Source organism: Lysobacter korlensis (genome assembly GCF_042434515.1).
On sequence record NZ_JBHLTG010000004.1, the window covers coordinates 533,136 to 560,061 of the forward strand.

The 26,926-nt window shown below is 67.7% G+C and carries 22 protein-coding genes and 1 tRNA gene; 18 read left to right on the plus strand and 5 right to left on the minus strand.

What is annotated here, in order from left to right; translation table 11 throughout:
- The first annotated feature begins 4 nt into the window (after positions 1–4).
- A complete protein-coding gene (locus ACFFGH_RS18855; protein ID WP_386671093.1) occupies positions 5–1,918 on the plus strand; it encodes a potassium transporter Kup in 1,914 nt (637 codons plus the stop codon).
- A 72-nt stretch (positions 1,919–1,990) separates the two neighbouring features.
- Here ACFFGH_RS18855 and ACFFGH_RS18860 read toward each other — a convergent pair whose 3' ends face one another.
- On the minus strand, positions 1,991–2,662 hold the full coding sequence (locus ACFFGH_RS18860) for a potassium channel family protein (RefSeq protein ID WP_386671095.1): 672 nt from the start codon (positions 2,660–2,662) through the stop codon (positions 1,991–1,993).
- Positions 2,655–3,953 (minus strand): TrkH family potassium uptake protein, encoded by a 1,299-nt coding sequence (locus ACFFGH_RS18865; RefSeq protein WP_386671097.1) that lies wholly within the window; start codon positions 3,951–3,953, stop codon positions 2,655–2,657. The genes ACFFGH_RS18860 and ACFFGH_RS18865 overlap by 8 nt, the downstream gene beginning before the upstream one ends.
- A gap of 129 nt (positions 3,954–4,082) precedes the next feature.
- Between ACFFGH_RS18865 and ruvB the strand changes: the two genes are divergently transcribed.
- From ruvB to ACFFGH_RS18950, 17 genes are all read left to right on the plus strand, one after another.
- Positions 4,083–5,129 (plus strand): Holliday junction branch migration DNA helicase RuvB, encoded by a 1,047-nt coding sequence (gene ruvB, locus ACFFGH_RS18870; protein ID WP_386671099.1) that lies wholly within the window; start codon positions 4,083–4,085, stop codon positions 5,127–5,129.
- Positions 5,130–5,226: 97 nt separating this feature from the next.
- On the plus strand, positions 5,227–5,640 hold the full coding sequence (gene ybgC, locus ACFFGH_RS18875) for a tol-pal system-associated acyl-CoA thioesterase (protein WP_386671101.1): 414 nt from the start codon (positions 5,227–5,229) through the stop codon (positions 5,638–5,640).
- A 26-nt stretch (positions 5,641–5,666) separates the two neighbouring features.
- Complete coding sequence (tolQ, locus tag ACFFGH_RS18880; protein ID WP_386671103.1) at positions 5,667–6,449, plus strand: protein TolQ; 783 nt, start codon at positions 5,667–5,669, stop codon at positions 6,447–6,449.
- A 114-nt stretch (positions 6,450–6,563) separates the two neighbouring features.
- On the plus strand, positions 6,564–7,004 hold the full coding sequence (tolR, locus tag ACFFGH_RS18885; RefSeq protein ID WP_386671105.1) for a protein TolR: 441 nt from the start codon (positions 6,564–6,566) through the stop codon (positions 7,002–7,004).
- Entirely contained in the window at positions 7,004–7,966 is a 963-nt protein-coding gene (gene tolA / locus ACFFGH_RS18890) for a cell envelope integrity protein TolA (protein WP_386671107.1), read from the plus strand. The genes tolR and tolA overlap by 1 nt, the downstream gene beginning before the upstream one ends.
- A gap of 103 nt (positions 7,967–8,069) precedes the next feature.
- Positions 8,070–9,389, plus strand: coding sequence for a Tol-Pal system beta propeller repeat protein TolB (tolB, locus tag ACFFGH_RS18895; RefSeq protein WP_386671109.1), 1,320 nt, complete (start codon positions 8,070–8,072; stop codon positions 9,387–9,389).
- A gap of 43 nt (positions 9,390–9,432) precedes the next feature.
- Positions 9,433–9,966 (plus strand): peptidoglycan-associated lipoprotein Pal, encoded by a 534-nt coding sequence (gene pal, locus ACFFGH_RS18900; protein WP_386671111.1) that lies wholly within the window; start codon positions 9,433–9,435, stop codon positions 9,964–9,966.
- Positions 9,967–9,980: 14 nt separating this feature from the next.
- Positions 9,981–10,817 carry a tol-pal system protein YbgF gene (gene ybgF / locus ACFFGH_RS18905; RefSeq protein ID WP_386671113.1) on the plus strand — a complete coding sequence of 279 codons (837 nt, stop codon included), beginning with the start codon at positions 9,981–9,983 and terminating at the stop codon, positions 10,815–10,817.
- A 49-nt stretch (positions 10,818–10,866) separates the two neighbouring features.
- Complete coding sequence (gene queE, locus ACFFGH_RS18910; RefSeq protein WP_386671115.1) at positions 10,867–11,547, plus strand: 7-carboxy-7-deazaguanine synthase QueE; 681 nt, start codon at positions 10,867–10,869, stop codon at positions 11,545–11,547.
- A 270-nt stretch (positions 11,548–11,817) separates the two neighbouring features.
- Positions 11,818–12,573, plus strand: a complete 756-nt coding sequence (gene queC, locus ACFFGH_RS18915) for a 7-cyano-7-deazaguanine synthase QueC (RefSeq protein ID WP_386671301.1) — start codon at positions 11,818–11,820, stop codon at positions 12,571–12,573.
- A 345-nt stretch (positions 12,574–12,918) separates the two neighbouring features.
- Positions 12,919–15,063, plus strand: a complete 2,145-nt coding sequence (locus ACFFGH_RS18920) for a dihydrolipoyl dehydrogenase family protein (protein ID WP_386671117.1) — start codon at positions 12,919–12,921, stop codon at positions 15,061–15,063.
- A gap of 129 nt (positions 15,064–15,192) precedes the next feature.
- Positions 15,193–16,239, plus strand: coding sequence for a methyltransferase domain-containing protein (locus tag ACFFGH_RS18925; RefSeq protein WP_386671119.1), 1,047 nt, complete (start codon positions 15,193–15,195; stop codon positions 16,237–16,239).
- Positions 16,185–16,922 (plus strand): glycosyltransferase, encoded by a 738-nt coding sequence (locus ACFFGH_RS18930; RefSeq protein ID WP_386671121.1) that lies wholly within the window; start codon positions 16,185–16,187, stop codon positions 16,920–16,922. The genes ACFFGH_RS18925 and ACFFGH_RS18930 overlap by 55 nt, the downstream gene beginning before the upstream one ends.
- The gene (locus tag ACFFGH_RS18935; RefSeq protein WP_386671123.1) at positions 16,919–17,620 is read left to right on the plus strand and encodes a TIGR04282 family arsenosugar biosynthesis glycosyltransferase; all 702 of its coding nucleotides are present in this window, start codon (positions 16,919–16,921) and stop codon (positions 17,618–17,620) included. The genes ACFFGH_RS18930 and ACFFGH_RS18935 overlap by 4 nt, the downstream gene beginning before the upstream one ends.
- Complete coding sequence (locus ACFFGH_RS18940; protein WP_386671125.1) at positions 17,608–18,417, plus strand: sterol desaturase family protein; 810 nt, start codon at positions 17,608–17,610, stop codon at positions 18,415–18,417. Before ACFFGH_RS18935 ends, ACFFGH_RS18940 begins: the two co-directional genes overlap by 13 nt.
- A 10-nt stretch (positions 18,418–18,427) precedes the next feature.
- Positions 18,428–19,378: an arsenosugar biosynthesis radical SAM (seleno)protein ArsS gene (gene arsS, locus ACFFGH_RS18945; RefSeq protein WP_386671128.1), complete on the plus strand. Its 951-nt coding sequence runs from the start codon at positions 18,428–18,430 to the stop codon at positions 19,376–19,378.
- Positions 19,379–19,469: 91 nt separating this feature from the next.
- Positions 19,470–19,545, plus strand: a tRNA-Lys gene (locus ACFFGH_RS18950).
- A 113-nt stretch (positions 19,546–19,658) separates the two neighbouring features.
- Here ACFFGH_RS18950 and ACFFGH_RS18955 read toward each other — a convergent pair.
- From ACFFGH_RS18955 to ACFFGH_RS18965, 3 genes are all read right to left on the minus strand, one after another.
- Entirely contained in the window at positions 19,659–22,754 is a 3,096-nt protein-coding gene (locus ACFFGH_RS18955) for a ligand-binding sensor domain-containing diguanylate cyclase (protein ID WP_386671130.1), read from the minus strand.
- 320 nt (positions 22,755–23,074) lie between these two features.
- A complete protein-coding gene (locus ACFFGH_RS18960; protein WP_386671132.1) occupies positions 23,075–24,247 on the minus strand; it encodes a redoxin family protein in 1,173 nt (390 codons plus the stop codon).
- 5 nt (positions 24,248–24,252) lie between these two features.
- The gene (locus ACFFGH_RS18965) at positions 24,253–26,898 is read right to left on the minus strand and encodes a TonB-dependent receptor domain-containing protein (RefSeq protein WP_386671134.1); all 2,646 of its coding nucleotides are present in this window, start codon (positions 26,896–26,898) and stop codon (positions 24,253–24,255) included.
- Between the last annotated feature and the right edge of the window lie 28 nt (positions 26,899–26,926).

The window sequence follows — 26,926 nt, forward strand, 5'->3', positions numbered from 1 at the left end:
CTTGATGGCCAGACGTTCCGGCAAGAGCGCGACCGAGCACCACCGTGACGGCCATGGCCAGATCGGCCTGTTCGGCCTGACCGTGGGCGCGATCGGCGTGGTGTTCGGCGACATCGGCACCAGCCCGCTCTACACGCTCAAGGAAGCGTTCTCGCCGCATTACGGGCTGATCCCGAACCACGACACAGTGCTCGGCATCCTGTCGCTCGTGTTCTGGGCGCTGATGATCGTCATCACGGTCAAGTACGTCACCGTGATCATGCGCGCCGACAACGAAGGCGAGGGTGGGATCATGGCGCTGATGGCGCTCGCCCAGCGCACGTTGCCGAAGAACTCGCGCTCGGGCTATCTGGTGGGCATCTTCGGCATCTTCGGCGCATCGCTGTTCTTTGGCGATGGCGTGATTACGCCGGCGATTTCAGTGCTGGCCGCGGTCGAGGGGCTCGAGGTCACTGCGCCCGAACTGCATGACTGGATCGTGCCGATCGCGCTGGTGATCCTGGTCTCACTGTTCGCAACGCAGCGCTACGGCACGGCCAAGATGGGCCGCGTGTTCGGTCCGGTCACGGCGGTGTGGTTCATCTCGCTGGCCGCGCTCGGCATCCTCAACATCACCCACAACCCGGAAGTGCTGCTGGCGCTGAACCCGTGGTGGGCGCTGCAGTTCTTCATGGACTACGGCTGGCACGCGATCTTCATCCTGGGTGCGGTGGTACTCGCGGTGACCGGCGGCGAGGCGATCTACGCCGACATGGGCCACTTCGGCGCCAAGCCGATCCGCTACGGCTGGTACTTCTTCGTGTTGCCGTCGCTGATGCTCAATTACCTCGGCCAGGGCGCACTCGTGCTCGAGGACCCGACTGCGGTCCGCAACCCGTTCTACATCGGCGTGCCGGAGTGGGCCCGCTATCCGATGATCGCGCTCGCGACTGCCGCGACGGTGATCGCCTCGCAGGCGGTGATTACCGGCGCGTTTTCGGTGGCCCGGCAGGCGATGCAGCTGGGCTACATCCCGCGCATGCAGATCAAGCACACGTCGAAGGAAACCATCGGACAGATCTACATCCCGGCGATCAACTGGACGCTGATGGTCGCGGTGATCGCGCTGGTGCTCGCCTTCCAGAGCTCGACCCGCCTCGCGACCGCGTACGGCGTGTCGGTATCCGGCACGATGCTGATCGACACCGTGCTGCTCGCGCTCGTCGCACAGGCGCGCTGGCCGAAGGCGCGCGTCTGGGTGCTGCCGCTGTGCGTGGTGTTCCTGATCATCGACGCCGCGTTCCTGATCGCGAACGGCGTGAAGTTCTTCGACGGGGCCTGGTTCCCGGTGCTGCTGGGCATCGTCGTTTTCACGATGCTGCGCACCTGGCGCCGCGGTCGGCAGCTGCTGCACGAGGAAGTGCAGAAGGAAGGCATCCAGCTCGATGCGTTCCTGCCTGCACTGATGCTCGCGCCGCCGGTGCGGGTGCCGGGCACGGCGGTGTTCATGACCACCGACCAGGGCGTCGCGCCGCACGCGATGCTGCACAACCTCAAGCACAACAAGGTGCTGCACGAGCGCAATGTGTTTCTGACCGTGCATACGCTCAGCGTGCCGTACGCGCACAAGCGGCTGAAGATCGATGAGATTTCCGAGGGCTTCTATCGCGTCATCGTGCGCTTCGGCTTCATGGAGACGCCCGACGTGCCGCTCGCGCTGATGCGCAGCGGCGACGAGGACTGCTCGATCTGCTTCGATCCGATGGACACGACGTATTTCGCGAGCCGCGAAACGATCGTCGCGGGCGGTCAACGCGGCATGCCGCAGTGGCGCGACCGCCTGTTCGCGGTCATGCATCGCAATGCGGCGCCGGCGACCGGGTTCTTCCGCATTCCCGGCAATCGGCTCGTCGAGTTGGGCACGCAGGTCGAGATCTGAGCCCGCGCCGGTTAGCGCCGTGCGCGGGCGGCGCGCGTGTAAGGAACTACCGTCGGATCCTCGCCGGCCGGGTCAGGTCAGCGCGGCGAACTTCTCGACCCGGTCGGTCGCGCCGGAAACGATCAGGATGTCGCCGGATTCGACGATCGTGTCCGGCTTCGCGTACGTGAAGTCGGAATGCTTACGCTTCACGCCGACCACGGTCACGCCGTAACGGCTGCGCAGCGCCGATTCGCTGAGCGTCTTGTCCCAGGCCTCGCGCGGGGCATTGGTCTTGACGATCGCAAAGCCGTCGTCGAACTCGATGAAATCGATCATCTTGCCGGTCACCAGGTGCGCGACGCGCTCGCCCATCGCCGCTTCCGGATAGACGACGTGATGCGCGCCGGTGCGCTCGAGGATGCGGCCGTGCTTGGTCGAGATCGCCTTGGCCCAGATGTCGGCGACACCGACCTCCTCGAGTGCCAGCACGGTCAGCACGCTGGCTTCGATGTCCGAGCCGATGCCGACCACGGCGCGGCCGAACTCCGAAACACCCAGGCGCCGCAGCACGTCCGCCTTGGTCGCGTCGGCCTGCACCACGTGGGTCAGCGTGTCGGCCCAGGCCTGCACGAGGTCCGGGTTTTCGTCGATGCCGAGCACGTCGTGCCCGAGCCGGGCGAGCGAGTCGGCCACCGCGCCGCCGAAGCGGCCGAGGCCGATCACCACGACGCTGTCGGCGCGTTGCGAACTGGACTTAGCCAACGATGGGGCGCTCCTCTGGGTACCGGAAAGGAATGTTACGGCCGCGCAGTGCGAGCGCCGTCACGACGGTCACGGTGCCGACGCGGCCGGTGTACATCAGCACGGTCAGGATCAGCTGCCCCGATGGCGGCAGCTCCGGGATGATCCCGGTCGACAGGCCGACCGTCGCCGACGCCGAAATCACCTCGAACACGACGAGCACGAGCGGGTGATCGGTCACGCTGAGCAGTGCCAGCGTCCCGATCGCCACGGTGCCGACGCCGAACAGCGCGATCGTCAATGCCTGGCGCTGCACTTCGACCGGGATGCGACGCCGGAACGCGATCGTGTCGCGCTGGGCGCGAACCTCGGCCCAGACCACGAAGCCCAGCAGGAAGAACGTCGTCAGCCGGATTCCGCCGGCCGTACTCGCGCTGCCGCCGCCGATGAACATCAGCCCGTAATTCAGCGCGAGCGTCTCGGGCTCGAGCATGCGCATGTCGAGCGTGTTGAAGCCCGACGAGCGCGTATTGACCGACAGGAACAGCGCATTGAGCACGCGCTCGCCCGTGTCCATCGGCCCCAGCGTTGCCGGGTTCGTCCACTCATAGGCCGCGATCGCAAGCGCGCCACCCACGAGCAGGAAGGCACTGCCGAGCAGCGTGATCTTGGTGTGCACCGACCAGCGCGACCACTGCCAGGGCTCGCGGCGCAGTTCGAGCAGCACCGGAAAGCCCAGGCCGCCGAGCAACACCGCCAGCATGACCGGACCGAGCACGAGCGCATCGCCGGCGAAGCGCGTCATGCTGTCGGAATACGTCGAAAAGCCCGCGTTGTTGAACGCCGACACGCCATGGAAGAAGCCGTTCCACAGCGCCAGCCCGAACGGCTGGTCGTAGGCGAAGTGGAACCGCAGCGTCAGCACGATGGTCAGCAGCACTTCGACCAGTAGCGTCGTGATGATGATCAGCCGAAGCACGGCCATGACGTCACCGAGGTCCAGGCTGCGGGTTTCGGCCTGGGCCAGGAGACGGGCGCCGAGGCGCATGCGGTTCGAGACCAGCAGGCCGAGCAGCGTGGCGCCGGCCATGATCCCGAAGCCGCCGAACTGGAACAGCGCCAGGATCACGACCTGGCCGAATGTCGACCAGTAGCTCGGCGTATCGACCACGGTCAGGCCGGTCACGCAGGTCGCGGACACGGCGGTGAAAAGCGCGGTGATCCATGGCGCCGAGCCCGGCCCCGCATGCGAGATGGGCAGCGCCAGCAACGCGGTTCCCAGCGAAATCACTGCCAGGAACGCGAGGGGCACCAGGCGTGCCGGGTGGCGAAGGCCTTGTTGCAAGATGCGCCCGTGCAGTCCGGAAGGTCGGCAATTGTGTCATGCGGGCCGCGCAGGCCTGTCTCGGCGTTTGCGGCGACCTCGTGCGACCATACCGGCATGACCACCGACCGCATCATCGCCGCCGGCGCCACGCGCGAGGACGAGGCGCTCGAGGCCTCGATCCGGCCCAAACGGCTCGACGAGTACCTCGGCCAGGTGCCGGTCCGCGAGCAGATGAAGATCTACATCGAAGCCGCGAAGGCGCGCGGTGAGGCGCTCGACCACGTGCTGATCTTCGGCCCGCCCGGCCTGGGCAAGACCACGTTGAGCCACGTGATCGCGAACGAGCTCGGCGTGGGCCTGCGCCAGACTTCCGGCCCTGTGATCGAGAAGGCCGGTGACCTCGCCGCGCTGCTCACGAACCTGCAGCCGCACGATGTGCTGTTCGTCGACGAGATCCACCGGCTTTCGCCGGTCGTCGAGGAGGTGCTCTATCCGGCGATGGAGGACTACCAGATCGACATCATGATCGGCGAGGGCCCGGCGGCCCGGTCGATCAAGCTCGACCTGCCTCCGTTCACCCTGATCGGCGCGACCACGCGCGCGGGCCTGTTGACCGCGCCGCTGCGCGACCGCTTCGGCATCGTGCAGCGGCTGGAGTTCTACAGCGCCGAGGAGCTGACCCGCATCGTGCGGCGCTCGTCGCAGATCCTCGGCATCGCATGCGACGCGGAAGGCGCGGCCGAGATCGCGCGGCGCTCGCGCGGCACGCCGCGTATCGCCAACCGGCTGTTGCGCCGCGTGCGCGATTACGCGCAGGTGCGTGCGGGCGGGCAGATCACGCGCGAGGTCGCCGACGCGGCGATGGCGATGCTCAAAGTCGACCCGCAGGGCTTCGACGAGCTCGACCGGCGGATGCTGTCGACGGTGATCGAATCGTTCGACGGCGGGCCGGTCGGCGTGGAGTCACTGGCCGCAGCGCTCAGCGAAGAGCGCGGCACGCTCGAGGACGTGGTCGAGCCGTTCCTGATCCAGCAGGGCTACCTGATTCGCACCGCGCGAGGCCGGATGGCGACGCCGAAGGCGTATCGGCACCTGGGGCTGCAGCCGCGGGGCCGCGATCCGGACCTGTTCTCAGGCGATACCGGGCCGGCCGTCGGCTGACCGGCACGACGCTGCATCCCTGCAGTTGCAAGGCGTGCGTCGTCGCGCCGCGCGCCGGCTGCGCCTTCCCTCACCAGACGAAACCCTTTCTTAACAGATGTTCAGCCTACCGGTCCGGGTTTACTGGGAAGATACCGACGCTGGTGGCGTCGTCTACCACGCGCAGTACGTGGCGTTCCTCGAACGCGCGCGCAGCGAGTGGATGCGCAGCTGCGGACATGCGCAGGACCGCATGCGGCAGGACCAGGACCTCGTCTTCGCAGTACGGGCGATGAGCGTCGATTTCCTTAAACCCGCGCGGCTCGATGATGCGTTGGATGTGGGAGTCGAACTGCAGGAGTGCCGGCGCGCAAGCCTGGTGTTCCGGCAGTCGGTCGGTCGCGGCGACGAAGTGCTGCTGACCGCGACGGTGCGTATTGCGGCGCTCGACGCCACAGGTTTCCGGCCGCGGGCAATCCCGCAGCCGTTGTTTGATCAACTCAAGGCCCTCGAACACGACCCGCGCGGCTGAGTCCGCCGGGCATGGAGAACGAAAGCATGATGTCACTGCTGACCGCGCTGCAGGCCACTCAGGTCGAGGCGCTGCCGGAAGATGCCGCAGCGGCCGAACCGGTCGCGACGGCCGCAAACGCCGCCGCACCTGCGAGCCTCGACCTGCTCGATCTCGTGCTCAAGGCGAGCATCCCGGTGCAGTTCATCATGCTGCTGCTCGTGGTGGCCTCGATCGCCTCGTGGGTGATCATCTTCCGCAAGCGCGCGGTGCTGCGCCGCGCGGCGCGCGAGGCCGAGCAGTTCGAAGAGCGCTTCTGGTCCGGCGCGGAGCTTTCGAAGCTGTATTCGGGCGCGACCGAGCGCGGGCGCACGCTCGGCGGCAGCGAGGCGATCTTCGAAGCGGGCTTCCGCGAGTTCAACCGCGTGCGCACGCGCCGTGGCGTCGACGGTCGCGCCCAGCTCGAGGCGGCGCAGCGCGCGATGCGCGTGACGACCTCGCGTGAGCTCGATGGTCTGGAGCACAACCTCGAGCTGCTCGCGAACATTGGCTCCACCGCGCCTTACATCGGCCTGGTCGGCACCGTGTTCGGCATCATGGTGACGATGAATTCGCTGCTGGCCAGCAACCAGCAGGTCGGCATCAAGGACGTCGCGCCGGGCATCTCCGAAGCACTGCTCGCGACCGCGATCGGCCTGTTCGTCGCGATCCCGGCGGTCTGGGCCTACAACCGTTTCGCAAGCGGCGTCGAACGCCTGGCCGTGCGCTATGACGCGTTCGCCGAGGAGTTCTCCTCGATCCTGCAGCGCCAGGCGCACGTCGACGACTGAGCGGCCGCAGCGGCTGGCTGCGCCAGCCCCCCGCGAGCCGTCCGCCTGCACTGCCGGCCCGTCCGGCGCCGCCCACGGGGCCGCGCCAACGTGACCGGAACCGGAGATCCGTCCATGACCACGCTGTCCCCCCGACGCCACCGCAAGCGCAAGCTCAAGTCCGAGATCAACGTCGTGCCGTACATCGACGTGATGCTCGTGCTGCTGGTGATCTTCATGATCACCGCGCCGCTGCTGAACCTCGGCGTCGACGTCGACCTGCCGGGTTCGAACGCGAAGTCGATCAGTGCCGACGCCGAGCCGGTCGTCGTGACCGTCTATGCCGACGGCAGCTATGCGCTGACCGTCAGTGGTGACGAGGCGCCGCAGCGCATGGCCGCCGAGGACGTGCTGGCTCGCGTGCGGGCGCTGCGCCGGCAGAATCCGAAGATTCCGGTGCTGGTCGCGGGGCAGGGTGAGGCGCCCTACCAGCGCGTGATCGACACGCTCGACCTGCTGCGTGGCGCGCAGGTCGACAAGGTCAGCCTGCTGACCGACGCGAAGGGCGCCAAGTAATGCGCGAGACGCGTGCCGACACCACGCGCGCGTTTGCGTTTGCGCTGGCGCTGCACGTGTTGCTGTTCGGCTTCCTGCTGTTCGGCATGTGGTGGACGAAGTCCTCGGCGCCCGCCGGCGCGGCCGGCGCGGTTGCGGCGGATGTGATGGATGCAAGTGCGCTGTCGGCGTCGATGCAGCGCGCACTGCGCAGCACGCCGGAAACCGCCGAACCGCTGCCCGCGCCGTTGCCGGAGCCCGAGCCGGAGGCCGAGGAGACACCGGTGCCCGAGCCCGAGCCGGTGCCTGAAGTCGCGCCACCGCAGCCGCAGCCGAAGCCGCAGGACTTGATCCCCGAGCCCGACACCGAGAATCGTGAAGCGGTCGTCGAGCAGCCCACGCCGAAGCCGGCGGTCGAGAAGAAGCCGCAGGAAGCCAAGCGCAAGCAGGAGCAGGTGGACCTGACCGAGGAGCGCGAGCGCCAACTCGAGGCGCAGCGCCAACAGCGTGAGAAGGACGACACCGAAAAACGCATCGCCGAGGTCCGCCGCAAGCGCGCCGCCGCCGCACGCGAGGCGCAGCTCGCCGAACAGCGCCTGCAGCAGCTCGCCGACGCCCGCACGCAGACCGGCCAGCCCGCCGAGGACGCCGCACGTGCCGATGCCGCTGCGAGTGCACCGCCCGGTGCGGGCGGCAGCGATGACGGCTTGAAGGCGCGCTACGCCGCGGCAATGCAGGCCGCGATCACCGAGAAATGGACGCGCCCGGACTCGATCCCGCCCGGCGCGCTGTGCCGGCTGGTGATCCGCCAGTTGCCCGGTGGCGAGGTCGTGAGTGCGGAGGTTTCCTCGCCGTGTTCATACGACGAACAGGGGCGGCGATCGATCGAGGCCGCCGTCCTCAAGGCGCAGCCGTTGCCGTATGCAGGCTTCGAGCGCGTATTCCAGAGGACGGTCACGCTGAACTTCCGCGCACCGGAGTGACGCGAATATTAATTTTTCGTTCCCTGCTCCGGTTCTGTTCAGCTTTGAGAATGTATTCACACAGGGGCTGTTAAGAATGTTCAGCTCAGCAATGGATAACCCGATGAAACGATCGTTCGCGTTCCTGCACGTCCTGCTCGCGCTGCTGCTGCTGCCATTCTCGGCGCTTGCGCAGCAGGGTCTGGAGATCGATATCGTCGGCGGCAATGCTGCGGCCCTACCGATTGCGGTCGTGCCGATGCCGTATCAGGGCAGCGGCGCCGCGCCGCAGACCGATATTGCCGAAGTGATTCGCAACGACCTCAACCGTTCGGGCCAGTTCCGCGGCCTGCCGGTAACCGATCTGCCTGAGCGCCCAACCCGTGGCAGCGAAGTCAGCTACCCGGCCTGGCGCGCGCTGAACCAGGATTACCTCGTCGTCGGCCGCGTCGCGGACGCTGGCGGCGGCCAGTACCGGGTGGAGTACGAGCTGTTCGACGTCGCCAAGCAGCAGCGCCTGCTCGGCTTCGCGATGACCGCACCAGCCGGTTCGCTGCGCGACGTCGCCCACCAGATCTCCGATGCGATCTACGAGAAGATCCTCGGCGTGCGCGGTGCGTTCTTCACCCGCATCGCATACATCACCGCGACCGGCACCGGCCGCAACTCGCGCTATGCGCTGATGGTTGCCGACAGCGACGGCTACAGCCCGCAGACCGTCGTGCGTTCGAGTGAGCCGCTGCTATCCCCGTCGTGGAGCCCGGATGGCAACCGCATCGCGTACGTGAGCTTCGAGGGCGGCAATTCGTCGATCTACATCCAGAACATCGCCTCCGGCGCACGCGAGCTGGTTGCGAAGTTCCGTGGCATCAACGGTGCGCCCGCGTTCTCGCCGGACGGCCGCCGCCTGGCGCTGACCCTCTCGCGCAGCGGCAACCCCGAGGTCTACGTGATGGACCTCGGCAGCCGTGCGCTGACCCAGCTGACGAACCATTTCGGCATCGACACCGAGCCGACCTGGAGCGCCGACGGCAGCCGCATCTACTTCACCTCCGACCGTGGCGGCCAGCCGCAGGTCTACCAGGTGCCCGCCAGCGGCGGCAGCGCCAGCCGCGTCACATTCCAGGGCAGCTATAACGCCAGCCCGAGCGTGTCGTTCGACGGCAAGAAGATCGCGACCGCGCAGGGCAGCGGCAACAACTACCGCATCGCCGTGATGGACTCGAGCCTCGGCGCGCCGCGCTGGAACACGCTCTCGCCCGGATCGCTCGATGAGTCGCCGAGCTTCGCGCCGAACGGTGCGATGCTGCTGTACGCCGCCCGCGAGGGCCGCCGCGGCGTGCTGTATGCCGTGTCCACCGATGGACGCGTGCGCCAGCGCCTGGTGCTTGCCGATGGCGACGTTCGCGAGCCGGCCTGGGGCCCGTTCCGCACGCCGCGCTGACCTTCCTGTTGCATCCCATTTCCGTCGCAGTAGAGGAACGACCATGAACACCGCCCGCGCCACCCACGTCAGCAAGCTCGTCATCGCCGCCGCCATGTGCACCCTCGCCATGGCCTGCTCGAAGAAGGTCAAGGAGGCTCCGCCGGCCGAGACCACCCCGAGCACGCCGCCGGCCGCGACCACCCAGGGTCCGACCACGCCGGGCGCATACACGCCGGAAGATCTTGACCGCGACGCCTGCCTGCGTCAGCGCGTGGTGTACTTCGACCTCGACCAGGACGCGCTGCGTCCGGAGTTCCAGGCCATCGTCGCCTGCCATGCGAAGTACCTGCGCGACCGTCAGTCCGCGCGCATGACGCTGGAAGGCAACGCCGACGAGCGCGGAAGCCGCGAGTACAACCTCGGCCTCGGCGAGCGCCGCGGCAATGCCGTTTCGTCGGCCGTGCAGGCCAGCGGCGGCTCGGCCGGTCAGCTGAACGTGACGAGCTACGGCGAGGAGCGTCCGGTCTGCACCGACTCGAACGAGGAGTGCTGGGCCCGTAACCGTCGCGTCGAGATCGTCTACAGCGCGCGCTGAGACGCGAGCCTGAGATGCGAAAGACGTTTGTTGTCAGCCTGATCGCGGCGGCCCTCGTGGCCGCCGCGCCCGCGTCGGCGCAGCGCGTCAGCCTTGCCGATCGCGTGGCCGTGCTTGAGGCGCGTGCCGCCACGCCTGCCGTCAGCGTCGACCTGCTCAACCAGATCGCGCAGATGCGCAACGAATTGCAGGCGCTGCGCTCGCAGGTCGAGGAGCTGCAGCAGCAGAACGAGCAGCTGCGCAACACCGCGCGCGTGCAGTACCTCGACCTCGACGGTCGCGTTTCGCGGCTCGAGGGTGGCGGGGCTGCGCCGGTGCCGGCCTCGTCCGGCTCGCCCGCGGCGCCCGACCTCTCCGGTCTGCCGCCTGTACCGCCCAGAGCCGCGTCGCCAGCCCCGTCGTCGTCCAGTGTGGCGCCAGCATCGGGCTCTGGTTCCGCCGCGGTCGCGCCGGCACCCGCGGCCGGTGAGCGCGCCGCCTACGAGGCCGCGTTCGACCGCCTCAAGGCCGGCGACTATGCCGAGGCCGCACGGGCATTTGGATCATTCCTGCAGAGCTATCCGGATGGGCAGTACGCGCCGAACGCGCTGTACTGGCTCGGCGAGAGCTACTACGTGACGCAGAACTACGCGCTTGCGCTGGCGCAGTTCCAGTCATTGCTCGAGCGTTACCCGAATCACGACAAGGCCGCCGGCGCACTGCTGAAAGTGGGCCTGTCGCAGTCCGGACTCAAGCAATTCGACGTCGCCGAGCGCACGCTGCGCCAGGTGACGCAGCGCTATCCCGGCAGTGATGCCGCGCGCACCGCTGCCGACCGCCTGCGGGTGATCGAACTGAACCGCCTGCGCTGAGCGGTCGCCACCGCAGGCCGCGGTGGCGGCCGTCGGCTAAAATCGCGTGATGAACCTCGCTGCGACGGCCGAGGCGTCCGCCCTTTCGGCCGACCGCCTCAAGCTCACCGAAATCTTCCTCTCGCTTCAAGGCGAGGCGCGCAGCATCGGCTGGCCGACCGTATTCGTGCGCCTGACCGGCTGCCCGCTGCGCTGTCAGTACTGCGATACCGCGTATGCGTTCCACGGCGGGCAGTGGTGGGACGTTGATTCGATCCTGGCCGAGGTCGCCTCGCACGGCGCGCGCCACGTCTGCGTGACCGGTGGCGAGCCGCTTGCGCAGAAGCGCTGCGTCGGCCTGCTAACGCGGCTGTGCGATGCCGGCTACGAGGTGTCGCTCGAAACCTCGGGTGCGCTCGACATCTCTGATGTCGACACGCGCGTCTCGCGCATCGTCGACATCAAGACCCCGGGCTCGAACGAGGTGCACCGCAACCTGTGGTCGAACCTCGAGCTGCTGACGCCGCATGATCAGGTGAAGTTCGTGATCTGCTCGCATGACGACTACGAGTGGGCGAAGGGCGTTGTCGCCGAGCATCGTCTGCACGAGCGCTGCGATGTGCTGTTCTCGCCGAGCTTCACCCAGATCGCGCCGCGCGAACTGGCCGACCTGATCGTTGCCGACCGCCTGCCGGTGCGTTTCCAGCTGCAGCTGCACAAGGTGCTCTGGAACGACGAGCCCGGGCGCTGAGACCGTCGCGGCGCTGAAGGTTTCCGGCGGCCTCGCGCATCCATCGAGTCAGCGATACATCGCTTCGTTCGATCGGCCGCATCGCCGGCTTCACGATCACTCCTCGCGTGTGATTAGCAACCTTGGTCATACACAAGGCTGCACCGGACAGTCCGGCCGGTTGTGCGGGAAAATGCGCGGCTGTGCGTGGCGGATGCTCTTCTGGGATGCTGCCCCGAGCAGGCTCGTCGGCTGTCCGCCCCATGCATCGAACCCGTGCGTCGCCAGCGCATGCGCCCGACCAACCCCCTCCGCTTGCGAGCCTCTGCAATGAACCAGCCCGTGTCGCCCAAACCCGCCGTGGTCCTCGTGTCAGGCGGCATGGATTCCGCAGTCGTCGTCGCGATGGCGCGCGAGCAGGGCTTCGACGTGCACGCGCTGAGCGTCCGCTACGGCCAGCGCCACACCTCCGAGCTCGACGCGGCCGATCGTGTCGCGCATGCGCTCGGTGCGGTCGCGCACAAGACCGTCAACGTCGACCTGCGCAGCATCGGCGGCTCGGCGTTGACCGACGCCGCGATCGAGGTGCCGGTCGATGACGACGGCCACGCGATCGGCCGCGACGCGGTGAAGGACGACATTCCGGTCACCTACGTGCCGGCGCGCAATACGATCATGCTGTCGGTCGCGCTGGGCTGGGCCGAAGTGCTCGGCGCCGCCGATATCTTCTGCGGCGTCAATGCGGTCGACTACTCCGGTTATCCCGACTGCCGTCCCGAGTTCGTCGAAGCATTCGAACGGCTTGCGAATCTCGCCACCAAGGCCGGCGTTGAAGGCGCTGGCCTGCGCATCCATGCGCCGCTGCAGCACATGAGCAAGGCCGACATCGTGCGCGAAGGGCTTCGTCTCGGCGTGGATTTCGCGCAGACGGTCTCGTGCTACCAGGCTGACGCTCAAGGCCTGGCGTGCGGGCACTGCGATGCTTGCCGCCTGCGCGCCGAGGGTTTCAACGCGGCCGGTATCGCCGATCCAACGCGCTATGCCTGAGCGTCGGTCCGATGGCGTCAGGCCTGCGCTGGCGCGTGAAGTCAGGGAAGTCACGGTCGGCCCGGATGTGCAGCCACGTGCCTCCTGTTGAGGTTTGAGGTAGACCGGAGCATTCCAGCTCCACTGCGCCGCCGCGGACATCGCCCCGGCCTGCAAGGCGTCGCAATGAAGCAATCGCCTGTACCCGAGGTCGTCTGCATCCGCACTGCAGCCCATGCCGAATACATCAGGGCAGGCGCGGCGGACCAATACGGATGAGCGCAGGCCGGCCGTCGCCGCCGTCACGCGGCATGCTGTCATCGTAGCCGTTGCCATCCCGGCCCAGGAGAGAGCGTTGGACGCATCATGAGCAAAGCCGCTGCCCGATGGGCCATCGTCGCCGTCATCGTGCTGGCCGTGCTCGCCGCGTGGCACGGCGGTCTGCTGGCCGAGCTCGACCTCGGCGCGTTGAAGGCGCGCCAGCAGGCGCTGCAGGAAGCCGTCGCCGCCCGGCCGCTTGCGAGCGCGGCCGCATTCTTCGCGTTGTACGTCGCGGTCACCGCCATCTCGCTGCCGGGCGCGGCGATCATGACGCTCGCTGCCGGCGCGCTGTTCGGTCTGCTGGAAGGCACCCTGCTGGTGTCGTTCGCCAGCTCGATCGGCGCAACGCTCGCGTTTCTCGCGTCGCGATTCGTGCTGCGCGATTCGATCCGAGCTCGCTACCGCGAGCGGCTGCAGGGCTTCGATCGCGGCATCGAACGCGACGGCGCGTACTACCTGTTCACGCTGCGGCTGGTGCCGGTAGTGCCGTTCTTCCTCGTCAACCTGCTGGCCGGGCTGACCGCGCTGCGTGCGGGTACGTTCTACCTCGTCAGCCAGGTCGGCATGCTGCCGGGCACGATCGCGTACGTGTACGCCGGCACGCAGCTGGCGCGCATCGAATCACCGGCCGACGTGCTTTCGCCCGGGCTGCTCGCGGCATTCGCGGTGCTCGGCCTGCTGCCGCTGGTGATGCGCTGGCTGGTGCGGCTGTGGAACGCGCGACGCATCTATCGCGGCCACCGACGGCCGCAGGGATTTGACTACAACCTGATCGTGATCGGCGCGGGTTCGGCCGGGCTGGTCTCCGCGTACATCGCGGCGAGCGCGCGAGCGAAAGTCGCGCTGATCGAGCGCGATCGCATGGGCGGCGACTGCCTCAACACCGGCTGCGTTCCGTCGAAGACGCTGTTGCATGCGGCGCGGCAGGTTGCCAATGCGCGCCGGGCCGAGCGCGACGGCTTGGCGCGGGTCGAGGTCGATGTGGACTTCGCGCGCACGATGGAGCGCGTGCAGGCGGCGATCGCGCGCATCGAGCCGCACGATTCACCCGAGCGCTATCGCGGCCTCGGCGTCGACGTGATCGCCGGCGATGCGCGCGTGGTGTCGCCTTGGGAAGTCGAGGTCGGCGGACGCCGGCTCAGCGCGCGCAGCCTCGTGATCGCGACCGGCGCAAGGCCGCGCGTGCCGGACCTGCCCGGCATCGACGGCATCGAGGTGCTGACGTCCGAAAACCTCTGGAGCCTGCGCACGCGGCCGGGGCGGTTGGTCGTGCTCGGCGGCGGGCCGATCGGCTGCGAACTCGGGCAGGCATTCGTGCGGCTCGGCAGCGCCGTCACGCTCGTCGAGCGCGGCGAGCGGCTACTCGCGCGCGAGGACGCCGATGCCGCCGCGGTGGTGGAGGCAAGCCTGCGCGATGACGGCATCGAGCTGCTCACCGGGTGGAACGCGGTGCGCATCGAACGCGGTGGTGATGGGCAGGGCGGGACGCTGGTGTGCGAACGCGGCGCCGAGCAGCGCGCCGTGCCGTTCGATCGGTTGCTCGTTGCGCTCGGCCGGCAGGCGAACGTGAGCGGCTTCGGGCTTGAGGAGCTCGGGGTCGAAGTCAACGAGAACGGCACGCTCGCTGCCGACGCGATGCTGCGCACGAACTATCCGAACATCCTCGTCGCTGGTGACGTCACCGGGCCGTACCAGTTCACCCACGTCGCCTCGCACCAGGCCTGGTACGCGGCGCTCAACGGGCTCATCGCGCCGTTCTGGCGGTTCAAGGTCGATTACCGGGTGATCCCGTGGGCAACGTTCACCGATCCCGAGCTTGCGCGCGTGGGGTTGTCCGAAGACGAGGCGCGCGAACGCGGCATCGATGTGGAGGTCACGCGCTACGCGCTGGCCGGGCTGGACCGCGCGATCGCCGAAGACGCGACCGCGGGCTTCGTCAAAGTGCTCACCGAGCCGGGCCGCGACCGCATCCTCGGCGCGACGATCGTCGGGGCGCAGGCCGGCGAGCTGATCGCCAGCTTCGTGATCGCGATGAAGCACAAGCTCGGTCTGCGCAAGCTGCTCGGCACGATCCACATCTACCCGACGATGAGCGAGGCGAACAAGAACGCGGCGGGCGCGTGGCAGCGCGCGCATGCGCCGGACAGGCTGCTGCGACTGGCGGCGCGCTTCTTCGACTGGCGCCGCTGATACGGGTTGTGGCCGTGCTTGCGCGGCGGTCAGGCGCGGCGCAGCGCATCAGCGGACAATCGTCTGCATCCGCGGCCCGGCTCCGGCAGTATTTGCGGCGCGCCCGCTTCTTTTTCTGGAACCCGACCGATGAACCTCGACACCGCCCACGACGACGTCCGCCATTACTACGGTGAAGTGCTCGCCTCGAGCGCCGACCTCAAGACCGGTGCGTGCTGCCCGCTGGAGGCGATGCCGGCCGAGCTGCGCGCGATGCTCGGCGACCTGCACCCGGAGGTGCTCGAGCGCTTCTACGGCTGCGGCTCGCCGCTGCCGCCGGCGCTCGACGGCATGACCGTGCTCGACCTGGGCTGCGGCAGCGGGCGCGACGTCTACCTGCTTTCGCGGCTGGTCGGTGAGCACGGCCGCGTGGTCGGCATCGACATGACGCCGGCGCAGCTCGAGGTGGCGCGCCGTCACCAGGCCTGGCATGCCGAGCGCTACGGGCATGCGCGGTCGAATGTTGAATTCGTCGACGGGCAGATCGAGGACCTCGCCGCGTGCGGTATCGAAGACGCGAGCGTCGACGTCGTCGTCTCGAACTGCGTGCTCAACCTCGCGCCCGACAAGCAGCGCGTGTTCGCGGAGATCTTCCGCGTGCTGAAGCCCGGCGGCGAGCTGTACTTCTCCGACGTGTTCGCCGACCGCCGCATCCCGGCCGCACTGCAGGCCGATCCGGTGCTGCGTGGCGAGTGCCTGTCGGGCGCGCTGTATACCGAGGATTTCCGCCGGCTGATGGCGCAGGTGGGCTGCCTAGACGTGCGCAGCGTGAGCCAGGCACCGGTGCCGCTGCTGGACCCGGCGATCGAGACGGTGATCGGCATGGTGAACTTCCGATCGATCACGATGCGCGCGTTCAAGCTGCCGCTCGAGGACCGCTGCGAGGACTACGGCCAGGTCGCGACGTACCGCGGCACGGTGCCGGGTGCGCCGCATGCCTTCGTGCTGGACGACCACCACCGCTTCGAGACCGGCCGGCCGCTGCGCGTGTGCGGCAATACCTTCGACATGCTGGGCCGTTCGCGTTACGCGGCGCATTTCAGCTTGCACGGCGATACGTCGGTGCATTACGGCCTGTTCGATTGCGCGCCGGGACCGGCGGCGGTGGCGGCCACACCGGCAGCGGCCTGCTGCTGACGACGATGACGGCGCGGCTGTCGATCGTGGTGCCGGCGGGTCCGGGCGACGAGGCCTGGCGACCGTTGTTGCCGGCGCTGGTGCGCGGCTGCATCGAGATCGGGCTGCCGGCGCAGATCGTGCTCGTGCTGCCTGATGCGGCGACTACGCCGTTCGATCTGCCGGCGGGCGTGACCCTGATCCACGCGCCAACCGGGCGCGCTTCGCAGCTCAACGCCGGCGCGCGCGCCACCGACGGCGAGTGGCTGTGGTTCGTGCATGCCGACAGCGTGCTCGGCCGCGACACGCTTCGCGCGCTGCAGGCATTCGTTGCCAGCGGCCGCGATGCGATCGGCTACTTCGACCTGCGTTTTCTAGATGACGGGCCGGCGTTGATCGCGCTCAACACCGCCGGCGCATGGGTGCGCAGCCGCGTGCTGGGGCTGCCGTTCGGCGACCAGGCATTAGTGATGCCGCGTCGCGTGTTCGACCGGCTGGGCGGGTTTCCCGCAGTCAGTGGCGAAGACCATGCGCTGGTCTGGGCCGCACGCCGTGCCCGCGTTCCGGTGCGGCCCGTGCGCGCGCGGGTCTACACCAGCGCGCGTCGCTACGCGGCGCGTGGCTGGGTCGCGACGACCGCCCGCCACCTGTGGCTGACCGCGCTGCAGGCCTGGCGTTTCGCGCGCATGCGGAGCGCGGCATGAGCGGCTGCGGGCTGGCGATCTTCGTCAAGACGCCTGTGCTGTCGCCGGCGAAGACTCGGTTATGGCCGGCGCTCGGACGGGCTCGGGCCGAAGCCCTTTACCTGGAGTGCGCCGCTGCGGTCGCTTCAGTTGCAGAGCAGGCGCAACGCGCAAGCATGGTGCAGCCGTACTGGGCGGTGGCCGAAGCCGAGGGGCTGGATGCGCCGATCTGGCAACGTCTGCCGCGCCTGTCGCAGGGCGAGGGCGGGCTCGGCGCGCGGATGGCAGGCGTTTATTCGCAACTGCTGCATCGCCACCGCGCCGCGGTGCTGATCGGCGCCGATGCCCCGCAGTTGCAAGCATCGATGATTGCGCAGGCGGCTGCGTGGTTGGATGCGCCGGTGCCGCGCCTCGTGCTCGGTCGCGCCGAGGACGGCGGCTTCTGGCTGTTCGGCGGCAACGTCGCGCTCGATGAGGCTGCATGGGAAGGCGTGGCATACAGCCGCGCGGATACGGCCGAATGCTTCGAGGCGGTGTTCAGCGGCAGCGGCGAATGGCTGCAACTGCCGGTAGTGCGCGATCTGGACACCATCGACGACCTTGCGCCCGTGCATGCCGCGCTGGCCGCGCTGCACGCGGCGACACCCGAGCAGCGTCGGGTATCGAACTGGCTTGACGACGCGCTGGCACCAGCTGGAGTACCGCAGTGGACGGCCTGATGCAGCACGAAGCGCTGATCCGGCTGCTCTGCGTCGGCTCGGTGCTGGTGGGCCTGCTGGCATGGCAGCGCCTGCGGCCGCGCCGGGCCGATGCGGCATTGCCGGGCCGCCGCTGGCGAAACGTGGCGCTGGTGCTGGTGTCCGCGGGCATCGTGCGCGTGCTGCTGCCGCTGACCCCGGTCGCATTCGCCGCATTGGCTGCCGAGCGCGGCTGGGGCCTGCTCCATCAGGTCGGTGCGCCCGCATGGGTCGAGCTTTTCTTCGCACTGCTGGTGCTCGATCTGGCGATCTACTGGCAGCATCGCGCGTCGCACCACATTCCGCTGCTGTGGCGCATGCACCGCGTGCACCACAGCGACACCGCGTTCGATGCGACGCTCGGGCTGCGCTTTCATCCGGCCGAGATCGTGCTGTCGACGCTGTACAAGCTCGCGCTCGTCGCGGTGTTCGGGTTTTCGGCAGCGAGCGTGCTCGTCTACGAGATCCTGCTGGCGTCGTTCGCGCTGTTCACCCATGCCGATATCGCGGTGCCCACACGCTGGGATGCGCGGCTGCGGCAGGTGTTCGTCACGCCGGACTGGCATCGGGTGCATCATTCGGTGCACCGCCGCGAGACCGACAGCAACTACGGCAATATCCTCAGCGCGTGGGACCGCCTGTTTGCCACGCACGTGGCGCAGCCACGCGATGGCCACCTCGGCATGGCGATCGGCCTGCACGAATTCCGCGACCCCCGCTCGCAGTCGCTCGGTGCACTGCTGCGCCAGCCGGTGCTGCCCGCCCACCGAATCACGTAGGACCGCCTTCATGCACGACACCTGGCCCATGCTGCGCGACATCGCGTTCCCGCCGATCGAGCGCGCGCGCACGACCACGCTGCAGCTCAACCTCGGCTATCGCTGCAACCTCAGCTGCATCCACTGCCACGTCGCTGCCGGTCCGCGCCGCACCGAAATGATGCACGAAGCGACGCTGACACTCGCACTCGATGTCGCCCGGCACCTGCGCGTGCAGACGCTGGACCTCACCGGCGGTTCGCCCGAGATGAACCCCGGTTTCCGCGGCCTCGTCGAACGTGCACGCGAGCAGGGGCTGCATGTGATGGACCGGCTCAACCCGACGATCATGGAAGAGCCCGGCTACGAATGGGTCGGCGAGTTCCTCGCCACGCATGGCGTTGAAGCCGTCGCCTCGCTGCCGTGCTACAGCCAGTCGAACGTCGACGAACAGCGCGGCAGCGGCGTGTTCGAAAGTTCGATCCGCGCCCTGCAGCGGCTCAACGCGCTCGGCTACGCGCAGCCCGGCAGCGGGCTGGTGCTGAACCTGGTCTACAACCCGAACGGCGCATTCCTGCCGCCAGGGCAGCAGGCGCTGGAGGACGACTACCGGCGCCTGCTGCGCGAGAACTTCGGCATCGAGTTCAACCACCTCTACACGCTGGCGAACATGCCGATCCAGCGCTACGGGTCCTGGCTGCTGTCCAAGGGCAAGTTCGCCGGTTATCTGGACACGTTGCGCGCCGCCCATCGGGACGAGAACCTCGAAGCCGTGATGTGCCGCACCACGATCAGCGTCGGCCACGACGGCCGCCTGTACGACTGCGACTTCAACCAGATGCTCGGCCTGCCGCTGGGCGGACGCACGCGGCACCTGCGCGACCTGCTTGACGACGCCCCGCCCAGACGCGTCGCGGTCGCCGGCCACTGCTACGGCTGCACGGCGGGGCAGGGATCGAGCTGCGGCGGCGCGCTCACCTGAGCATGCCCGCAGCGCGGCGACTGGCAGGCGCTGGCAGATGGGTTAGAATCGCACCCCCGCGCAAACACGCGGCCGCGTTCCGCGCAGTTTCGGGTCGTTAGCTCAGTCGGTAGAGCATCGGACTTTTAATCCGCTGGTCGATGGTTCGAATCCATCACGACCCACCAATCAGGTTGACCGGCCCGAGCAGCGGGTCGACCCAATTTTCCTCCTCTCCGCTTGCAGGGTGATGCTTTCGATGCCGGATGGCGTCGCCAGCTACGGCCCGCGACGGCGCACGTCAGACCTCGTGCAGCGGCCGCATCGGCTGGGCTGCGCCTGCCGTCGGGCAATGCGTGCCGGACAGGCGGATCACGCCCGCGCGGGCGAGCGCCACGGGGTCTGCCTTCAGGCGCTGGATGAACTTTGCGGGGTCTTCGATCGGACGGTCGGCCGGGCCGTGGATCGCGACCCAGCCGTCGCGGCCGCCGGCCTTGGCCAGGTAGACCGCGGCGTCGCAGATGTCGATGATCTGCGGCCATTCCAGCGCTGAAGGCGCGCCTTCGACGAACGGAAAGTGCGATACGCCGACCGAGCAGGTCGAGCGGATCGTGGTGCCGGCATCGTCGATCGGAAACTCGGTGGAACGCACGCGCTCAACAAGACGCTCGGCCAACGCAGCGCACTGCGTGGCCTCGGCCTGGCGGGCGACCAGCACGAACTCTTCGCCACCCCAGCGCACGGCGTAGTCGGAGTCGCGGATCACGGTGTTGATCACGTGTGCGTATTCGCGCAGCACGCGGTCGCCGACCGTGTGCCCGTAGGTGTCGTTGATCTGCTTGAAGTGATCGATGTCGATCATCATGAAGATCATGTCGCAGTTCGGCGGCCGGACCGGCTCGGCGTACGAGCGGCAGACCTGGGCGACATCGAGAGCAACCTGGCTTGCCAGATAGCGGCGGTTGCGCAGTTCGGTCAGCGGGTCGGTGAACGAGGCGTGCTTGAGCTGATCGTTCGCATGCTCGAGTGCTTCCGTGCGCTCGCGTACCAGTCGCTCGAGTGCGCGGCGCCCGAGTTCGACCTGGCGCAGACGCAGGCGCGCCGCCAGCCAGACCGCAGCGAGGATGCTGAGCAGCGCGAGGATGCGGAACCATGCCTGCTGCCACAGCGGCGGTTCGATTTCGAACGCGAACGCGGCGACGTCGTCCGGCCAGGGCTGCCCGGTCCGCCGGGCCTGGGCTTCGAACACGTACTTGCCCGCACCCAGGTTCGCGTAACTGATCGGATGGTAGGCGCGCAGGTCGGTCCACTCGTCGCCCGCGCCGCGCAGTCGATAGCGATAGAGCAGGTCGGAGTTGCGACGGAACAGCGGCGCCGCGAACCCGAACTCGAAACTGCGTTTGCCCGGCGCCAACCGGCCGCCGGGAACCATCGGTGCGCCCGCGGCGAGCGCGGCATGAATGATCACTTTCGGTGCGACGACCGCGACCTTGCGGTCGGTCTCGATGTAACGCATCAGGCCGTCGCCGGACGCGAACCAGCGCTCGCCATCGGCCGTTTCCACCGAGGCCGTCGCCGCGCCTTCCTGGTTCAGCAGGCCATCGTCGATGCCGAAGTTCGAGAAGTCGCGGCCATTGAAACGCGACAGCCCGCGGTTCGTGTAACTCCAGACATCGCCGTTGCGGTCGACCAGCACCTGCCAGATGAAGTTGTCGACCAGTCCTTCGCGCGTGGTGTAACGACGGATAGCGCCTTTGGCATCGACGTGAAAAAGCCCGTCGCCGTTGCTGCCGATCCATACCCCGCCTTGCGCGTCGACGGCCGTGTCCCAGACCACCTGGTCGGTGAGGCCCGCGGCAGCGGTAAGGTGCTCGACGCTGCCGTCGGGTGCGAGCACCAGAACGCCCTTCTGCAGCGAGCCGAACCACAGGCGGCCGCCGCGGTCCTCGCTGATGCTGAGCGCCTGCGCCTGTGCGAGTTCGGGGTCGCGGCTCGGGGCAATCACGCCGTCGCGCATCACCGCCACGCCGCCGGAGGTGGCGATGATCAGGCTGCCGTCGGGGCGTAGGCGCACGGCGCGCACGCCGTTGTCAGGCAGGCCGTCCGCCGTGGTGTACAGGCGCACGACGCCTTCGCCCTCGCGCCAGTGCGCCAGGCCGTGGCCCGTCGAAATCAGTGCTTCGCCGGGAGCCGGAAATTCGATGTTGTAGATGCGGTCGTCGACTAGGCCGTCGCGCTGGGACAGGCGGAACTGCTCCTGCATGCGGCCGGCGGCATCGAGCCGTATCACCTGTACGCCCTGGCGCGTGCCGAGCCACAGGCGGCCGCTTGCGTCCTCGTTAATGGCACGCACGAAGTTCTGCATCAGGCCGTCGCGTTCGCCGTACCCGATGAACGCGGTCGCGGCATAGCTGCTCAGCCCGCCATCGCCCGCGATCCAGAGGTTGCCCTCGCGGTCGCGGATCACGCCGTCGAGGTTTTCCTCCGACAGCCCGTCCGCACGCGTCAGCAGCGTGAAGCCGTCCCCTTGCTGGCGCAGCAGGCCACGCCGGGTGGTGGCCCAGAGCCGGCCATGTGGACCCAGCGCCAAGCCGGTGATACCCAGCTGCAGCAGGTCGGGCGCGAGCCCGGGCGCTGTAGACACCTGCTGCCCGTCACGCACCAGCAGCCCGGATTTCGTGCCGATCCACAGCCGTGCCCCGTCGACCAGCAGCGCCTGCACTTCGGTGTCGCCACGCGGGAGCGGGATGGCCTCCGCCGGCCCGGTGCCCGCGGTGTCGATGCGCTGCAGGCCTTGGGGCCCGCCGACCCACAGTTTGCTGCCTCCGGCGCGGGCGATCGCGGTAACGCCCCCTGCCATGCGCATGGAGGCTTCGTAGCGGCCGTCCTTCCCGCGCCACAACCGGTACAGGCCCTCGCGCGTGCCCACCCACAGCCCATCCGGCCCCCACAGCAGCGCCTGGATGTTGCGATCGGCAATGCCCGCAATCGCTGGGCATTCGAACCGCGCCTGCTGCGGGCGCAGCGCGCACAACCCGCGGGACTGACCGGCCCACAACGTGCCGTCGGCCTCGCTCGCGAGCGTCTGCACGGCATTGCTGCTCAGACCGTCGGCCGTGCTGAACTGCGCGAACGTCCGCCCGTCGAACCGGCCGAGTCCACCGAACGTTCCTGCCCACAGAAAGCCCAGCGAGTCCTGATGGACCGCGAGTACCTGTGCCTGCGGCAGGCCGTCGAGGCCGGTGTAGTGGCGGAAATGCTGTGCCTGCGCCCGGACGGGCGCCGATGGCCAGGCCGCGACGATCAGCGCGCATACGCACGCAAGGGCCGCTTTGCGCAACGGCCTTACGGCCCGGCGCTGCTCGCGGGTCAACGCTGGTGTATGCCGGCCGTTCATGCGGCGAGAATATCGGAAGCCCGTCAGCGCGGGCCGGCCGCTTTGCGCGCGGAATGTGCGCTCCGGCCCATATCGACGCAGATGGGCGTCGTTGTGCCCTGGTCGGGTCGATCCGGCCGTCGAGAACCCAAGGTCTCTGACCCCGCTTGGATGAGCTTTGGTGCTTGTGCTGACCATCGGCGGCATTCCACGAGTAAAAAACCCCGGTGATCGCCGCCTTTCGACGCGTGATGTTGGCACTGGCTCACGCGAACGGGGCCTGGTTCCCTTTTCGCTCTCGAGGTACAGGATGTTCGAGCAGTTCCGTGGCGCAGCGAACTTCAGGGGGCCTTATCAGTAGCGCCCGACCGGTACTCCGCCAGCGTCTTCTGGAGGATGCTCATCATCTCCGCCGAAACGTCGCTTCTGCCGCGGGCGATGTGAATTGCCTCCTCGTGTACCTTGACCGCCCGCTGCGAGTCGCCCAGCCGGTGGTGCAACCGTGCCAGCGTCATTAGGCTGAGCATCGTGTTGAAGTCGCTGCCTTTGGGGGCAAGAGTCGGCTCCAGATAGGACAAGGCGACTTTGTAGGCGTGGCGCGACAGGTCCGGTCGGTTAGCGATGACACTGGCGATGGTATCGGCCATTACGGAAGCGACCTCGGCGTTTTCGGCAGAGGAGTGGGATTTGCGTGCGAACGCCAGCGCGGCGGCCTCGTCGAGGTGCAGCATGGCGATCAATCGATCTGCAAAGACGCGGCCCTGCCGGTCTGGATCCCGCGCGACAATCCTGTCCGCCTCAAGAAGGACGGCGCGATAGTCTTTGCGCTCCATGGCTCCATCCAGCGGCGTCATGAGCTCGCGGTCCAACAGGTAGTGCGTCATCTGCTCGGCAAGCTCGGCCTGTAGTTGGCGTGCAGCAGTCAGATCGCTGGTGCCCGCTACCGCCTGTTCGATCGCTGTGTCGAAGCCAAACGATGCATCGGGATCGATCGGAATGCCGATATAGGCAAGCCGGCCGTCAAGGCCGACGATGAAGGCCGTAGGGATGGCGTACATGCCGGCCGCGCGCATCCACGTGGTGAAGATTATTTTCTTTACGGGGTCGTCCATCGCGACGGTGTATTCCATGTCGCGCCCGCGCTCCTGGACGAACCGGGTCACCGCATCCACGGTCGCTTCGCCGTGCTCGGATTGCCGCACGTTGACCCCGATGACGGTCAACTTGCCTTTGTGGCGTCTGGCGACCTCGCTCAACACCGGCATCGACTGGCGTGACGCGCCGCACCACGTCGCGAAGAACGCGACGACGTAGACATGGTCCCGCTCGAACGTCTCGACCGGCGATCCCTTGATCCAGGTCAGCGGTGCGAGTGGCGGCGGAGCGTCCCCGATTACGAGCGACGGCGCAGCGGCGGCGGGCCCCGCCTCGACAATGTTTGCGTTAGCTTCGTATGCGAGCCCGGCCAGAGAGACGGTCAGGCAAAGCAACGCGACGCGAATCACGGTGCCCATCGGACTCACCACCGTTTGGCAATCTGGATTGCCACTGTGCGGCCCAGCGGGCTCGCGTTAGCCGCATCGTAGTGCGAGCCTCGACCGCCAAAGCCGACGTACGGAGGCGGCTCGTCGAACAGATTGGTTGCAATCAGGGACAGCGACAGCCCGTCAGCGAAGCCACTGCCGCTCGCGAACTCATAGCCGACGATGCCGTCGACCGTGGTGAACGAATCGACCGGCCGATCGATGGCGCCGGAGGTATCGGTATAGGAATGCGTGTAATTGACGTTGAGGTTGGCCGACCATTCGCGGCGCGCCCACGCCAGTGTTCCACGCGCCCGCAATCGCGGCGGGTTGGCGAAGGTGCCCACGAGGTCGTACGCCGGGGCACCCGGAGACACGCGATTGATCATTTCGTGGATGTAGTTCGCGTTGAGCCCGAGTTCGAAGTGATCTTCCCCCCGGTCAAACCTGTAGTCGGCGCTCAGGTCAAAACCGCTGACGTCGACGCGTTCGGCGTTAGTGAACAGGTATTTGTAGACGGCGAAGACCTGACCGAGCGGATCGGGCCCGAACATCCCGTCCGTGAAATCATCAAAGAATGCGCCATCGGCAAGGTAGGCATCGACCAGCGCGCGTACTTCGTCGGGCGAGTCGTAGTAGTCGATGAATTGCTGCAGCTCCGGGTTGCCCAGCGCGCCCATGTCCAGTGGCGGCAGCACGATACGGTCGGCGTAGGCGATGTCGTAGTAGGTCGCTCCGATGTTCAGCCCGGGTGCGAACTCGGGCTTCCAGTCCAGACCGACCGTCCAGTTCCGCGACGTCTCCGGTGTCAGTTCGTCCGAACCGAACAGCGTGACAACCGGTACGAAGTCGTTGCCGTCGGCCCTGAAGTACGGCGCGACGTCGAGGGCGAAAACGCCCAGTTCGCTGAAACGCACCTCCTCGCCGATGGATGGTGCACGGAACGAGGTGCTATAGCTTGATCGCAGGGTCAGTGAGGGCAGTGGCGACCAGGACAGGCCGATACGTGGGTTGGTTGAGCTGCCGAAGTCCGAGTAGTCGTCATGGCGCAGGGCGAAGCTCATTGCCAACCGGTGGATACCGGCAACGGCATTGGACTCCCCAACGACCGGCACATAGAGCTCGGCGAAAAGCGAATTGCTGTTCCGGTCCATTTCCTGACGCAGGTTGAAGAGGTCGATCGTGCGCAGGTAGTCCTCCTCTTTGTATGACGCGCCGACCGCCAGCTTCGCCTGCCCAGCAGGGAGTTCAAAAAGGGGCCCACTGGCGCGGATCTCGCCGCCGCGCTGCTCCTGCGTCCGGTGCTGGTTGAAGATGCTCACCGGCTCGCCCTCAAGCGAGTAGGTTTCTTGTCGGTTCTTCGAGTCCTCATCGCTGATGAACCCATCCACTGTGAACAGCCAGTCTCTGGGCGCGCGATATTCCAGGCTGACCAGGGCATTGCGCCGGATGGGCTTCGCGAAATTGTCGGTGCGGTTGAAGCCGGTATCGACCAGTTCGCGATCCGCATGCGAGTACTGCAGATCCGTGCTGAGCGTCAGTGCGCTGCCCAGATCCTGGCTGGCAGACAGCACGACGCTCTTGAGCGTGTTCTGCGGAAAGACCGTAGTCGGGCCGGTCACTTCCTCCGTGGCCTTTCGCTGGTCCGCCATCAGCTCACCCTGGTGGAGGTAATCCGCGCTGAGCGCCACGCGGCCAGTGTCCCAGCGTTGGCCGAAGCTGTGCGACAGACGGAACTCCTCGCGTCCGCCCGCGGTGGTTCCTCCCAAGGTCAGGCGGGTCTGGGCGGTGTCGTAGTCCTGTTTGAGAATGATGTTGACAACGCCTGCGACCGCGTCGGCGCCATAGATCGCTGACGCGCCGTCCGCCAGGATCTCGATACGTTCGATCGCGTCGATCGGGATCAGCGAGATGTCGGTGAACGTGCCTGCCGACGTCGCTGCGATGCGACGACCGTTGACCAGCACCAGCGTCGCTGTCGTGCCCAGCCCTCGCAGGTTCACGCCGGAGCCCGCCGTCGCGTTGAATCCGCGCTGGCCGCCGATACTCATGTTGACGTCGGCGATTGCGCCTGCCTGGCCACCGCGGAAGTTCTGTGGCAGTGCCTGGATCACCTGTTCCGTGCCGGAGTAGCCGCTGCGGCGGATTTCCTCCGAGCCGATGATGATCAGTGGCGTCCCCGGCGGGACCACGTCGCGGATGTTTGTGCCGGTCACGACCATCGTTTCCAGATCCGTCGCGTCAGCCTGTGCCGCCGAGGCACCTGTAGGTGCGTTGGCCCGGGCGGGCGCCGGTGGCCGCTTACGTTCCTCCCTGACCAGCGTGATCGTGCTGGGGCTGAGATACCGATAGGTAAGACCGGTCCCTTCCAGCAGCCGGCGCAACCGGTCTTCATTTGCAAGGCTGGCGGGCGCGCCTGGGCTCCGCACGCCCTGCACCAGCTGCGACGCGTAGACGAACCTGAGGCCCGTCTGCGCCGTAAATCGTGCAAGCGCGTCTTTCAACGGCATCGGCGCGATGGCAGCGGCGGGGGGCGACGTCCTGTCAGCGTTGGGCGACTGGGCGTTCGCTGGAGCTGCCATGGGCCCGCTCAGCGCGGCAATGGCGAGGGCGCGGTGGAAACTGAGTATTCGAATACGCATGCAGTGGGTCCGTCCGATACTGATCTTG

What these genes read in the sequence shown, in the direction of transcription:
- ACFFGH_RS18855 (WP_386671093.1), top strand. Translation starts at nt 5, where the DNA reads ATGGCCAGACGTTCCGGCAAGAGCGCGACCGAGCACCACCGTGACGGC.
- ruvB (WP_386671099.1), top strand. Translation starts at nt 4,083, where the DNA reads ATGACCACCGACCGCATCATCGCCGCCGGCGCCACGCGCGAGGACGAG.
- ybgC (WP_386671101.1), top strand. Translation starts at nt 5,227, where the DNA reads ATGTTCAGCCTACCGGTCCGGGTTTACTGGGAAGATACCGACGCTGGT.
- tolQ (WP_386671103.1), top strand. Translation starts at nt 5,667, where the DNA reads ATGATGTCACTGCTGACCGCGCTGCAGGCCACTCAGGTCGAGGCGCTG.
- tolR (WP_386671105.1), top strand. Translation starts at nt 6,564, where the DNA reads ATGACCACGCTGTCCCCCCGACGCCACCGCAAGCGCAAGCTCAAGTCC.
- tolA (WP_386671107.1), top strand. Translation starts at nt 7,004, where the DNA reads ATGCGCGAGACGCGTGCCGACACCACGCGCGCGTTTGCGTTTGCGCTG.
- tolB (WP_386671109.1), top strand. Translation starts at nt 8,070, where the DNA reads ATGAAACGATCGTTCGCGTTCCTGCACGTCCTGCTCGCGCTGCTGCTG.
- pal (WP_386671111.1), top strand. Translation starts at nt 9,433, where the DNA reads ATGAACACCGCCCGCGCCACCCACGTCAGCAAGCTCGTCATCGCCGCC.
- ybgF (WP_386671113.1), top strand. Translation starts at nt 9,981, where the DNA reads ATGCGAAAGACGTTTGTTGTCAGCCTGATCGCGGCGGCCCTCGTGGCC.
- queE (WP_386671115.1), top strand. Translation starts at nt 10,867, where the DNA reads ATGAACCTCGCTGCGACGGCCGAGGCGTCCGCCCTTTCGGCCGACCGC.
- queC (WP_386671301.1), top strand. Translation starts at nt 11,818, where the DNA reads ATGCGCCCGACCAACCCCCTCCGCTTGCGAGCCTCTGCAATGAACCAG.
- ACFFGH_RS18920 (WP_386671117.1), top strand. Translation starts at nt 12,919, where the DNA reads ATGAGCAAAGCCGCTGCCCGATGGGCCATCGTCGCCGTCATCGTGCTG.
- ACFFGH_RS18925 (WP_386671119.1), top strand. Translation starts at nt 15,193, where the DNA reads ATGAACCTCGACACCGCCCACGACGACGTCCGCCATTACTACGGTGAA.
- ACFFGH_RS18935 (WP_386671123.1), top strand. Translation starts at nt 16,919, where the DNA reads ATGAGCGGCTGCGGGCTGGCGATCTTCGTCAAGACGCCTGTGCTGTCG.
- arsS (WP_386671128.1), top strand. Translation starts at nt 18,428, where the DNA reads ATGCACGACACCTGGCCCATGCTGCGCGACATCGCGTTCCCGCCGATC.
- ACFFGH_RS18955 (WP_386671130.1), bottom strand. Translation starts at nt 22,754, where the DNA reads ATGAACGGCCGGCATACACCAGCGTTGACCCGCGAGCAGCGCCGGGCC.
- ACFFGH_RS18960 (WP_386671132.1), bottom strand. Translation starts at nt 24,247, where the DNA reads ATGGGCACCGTGATTCGCGTCGCGTTGCTTTGCCTGACCGTCTCTCTG.
- ACFFGH_RS18965 (WP_386671134.1), bottom strand. Translation starts at nt 26,898, where the DNA reads ATGCGTATTCGAATACTCAGTTTCCACCGCGCCCTCGCCATTGCCGCG.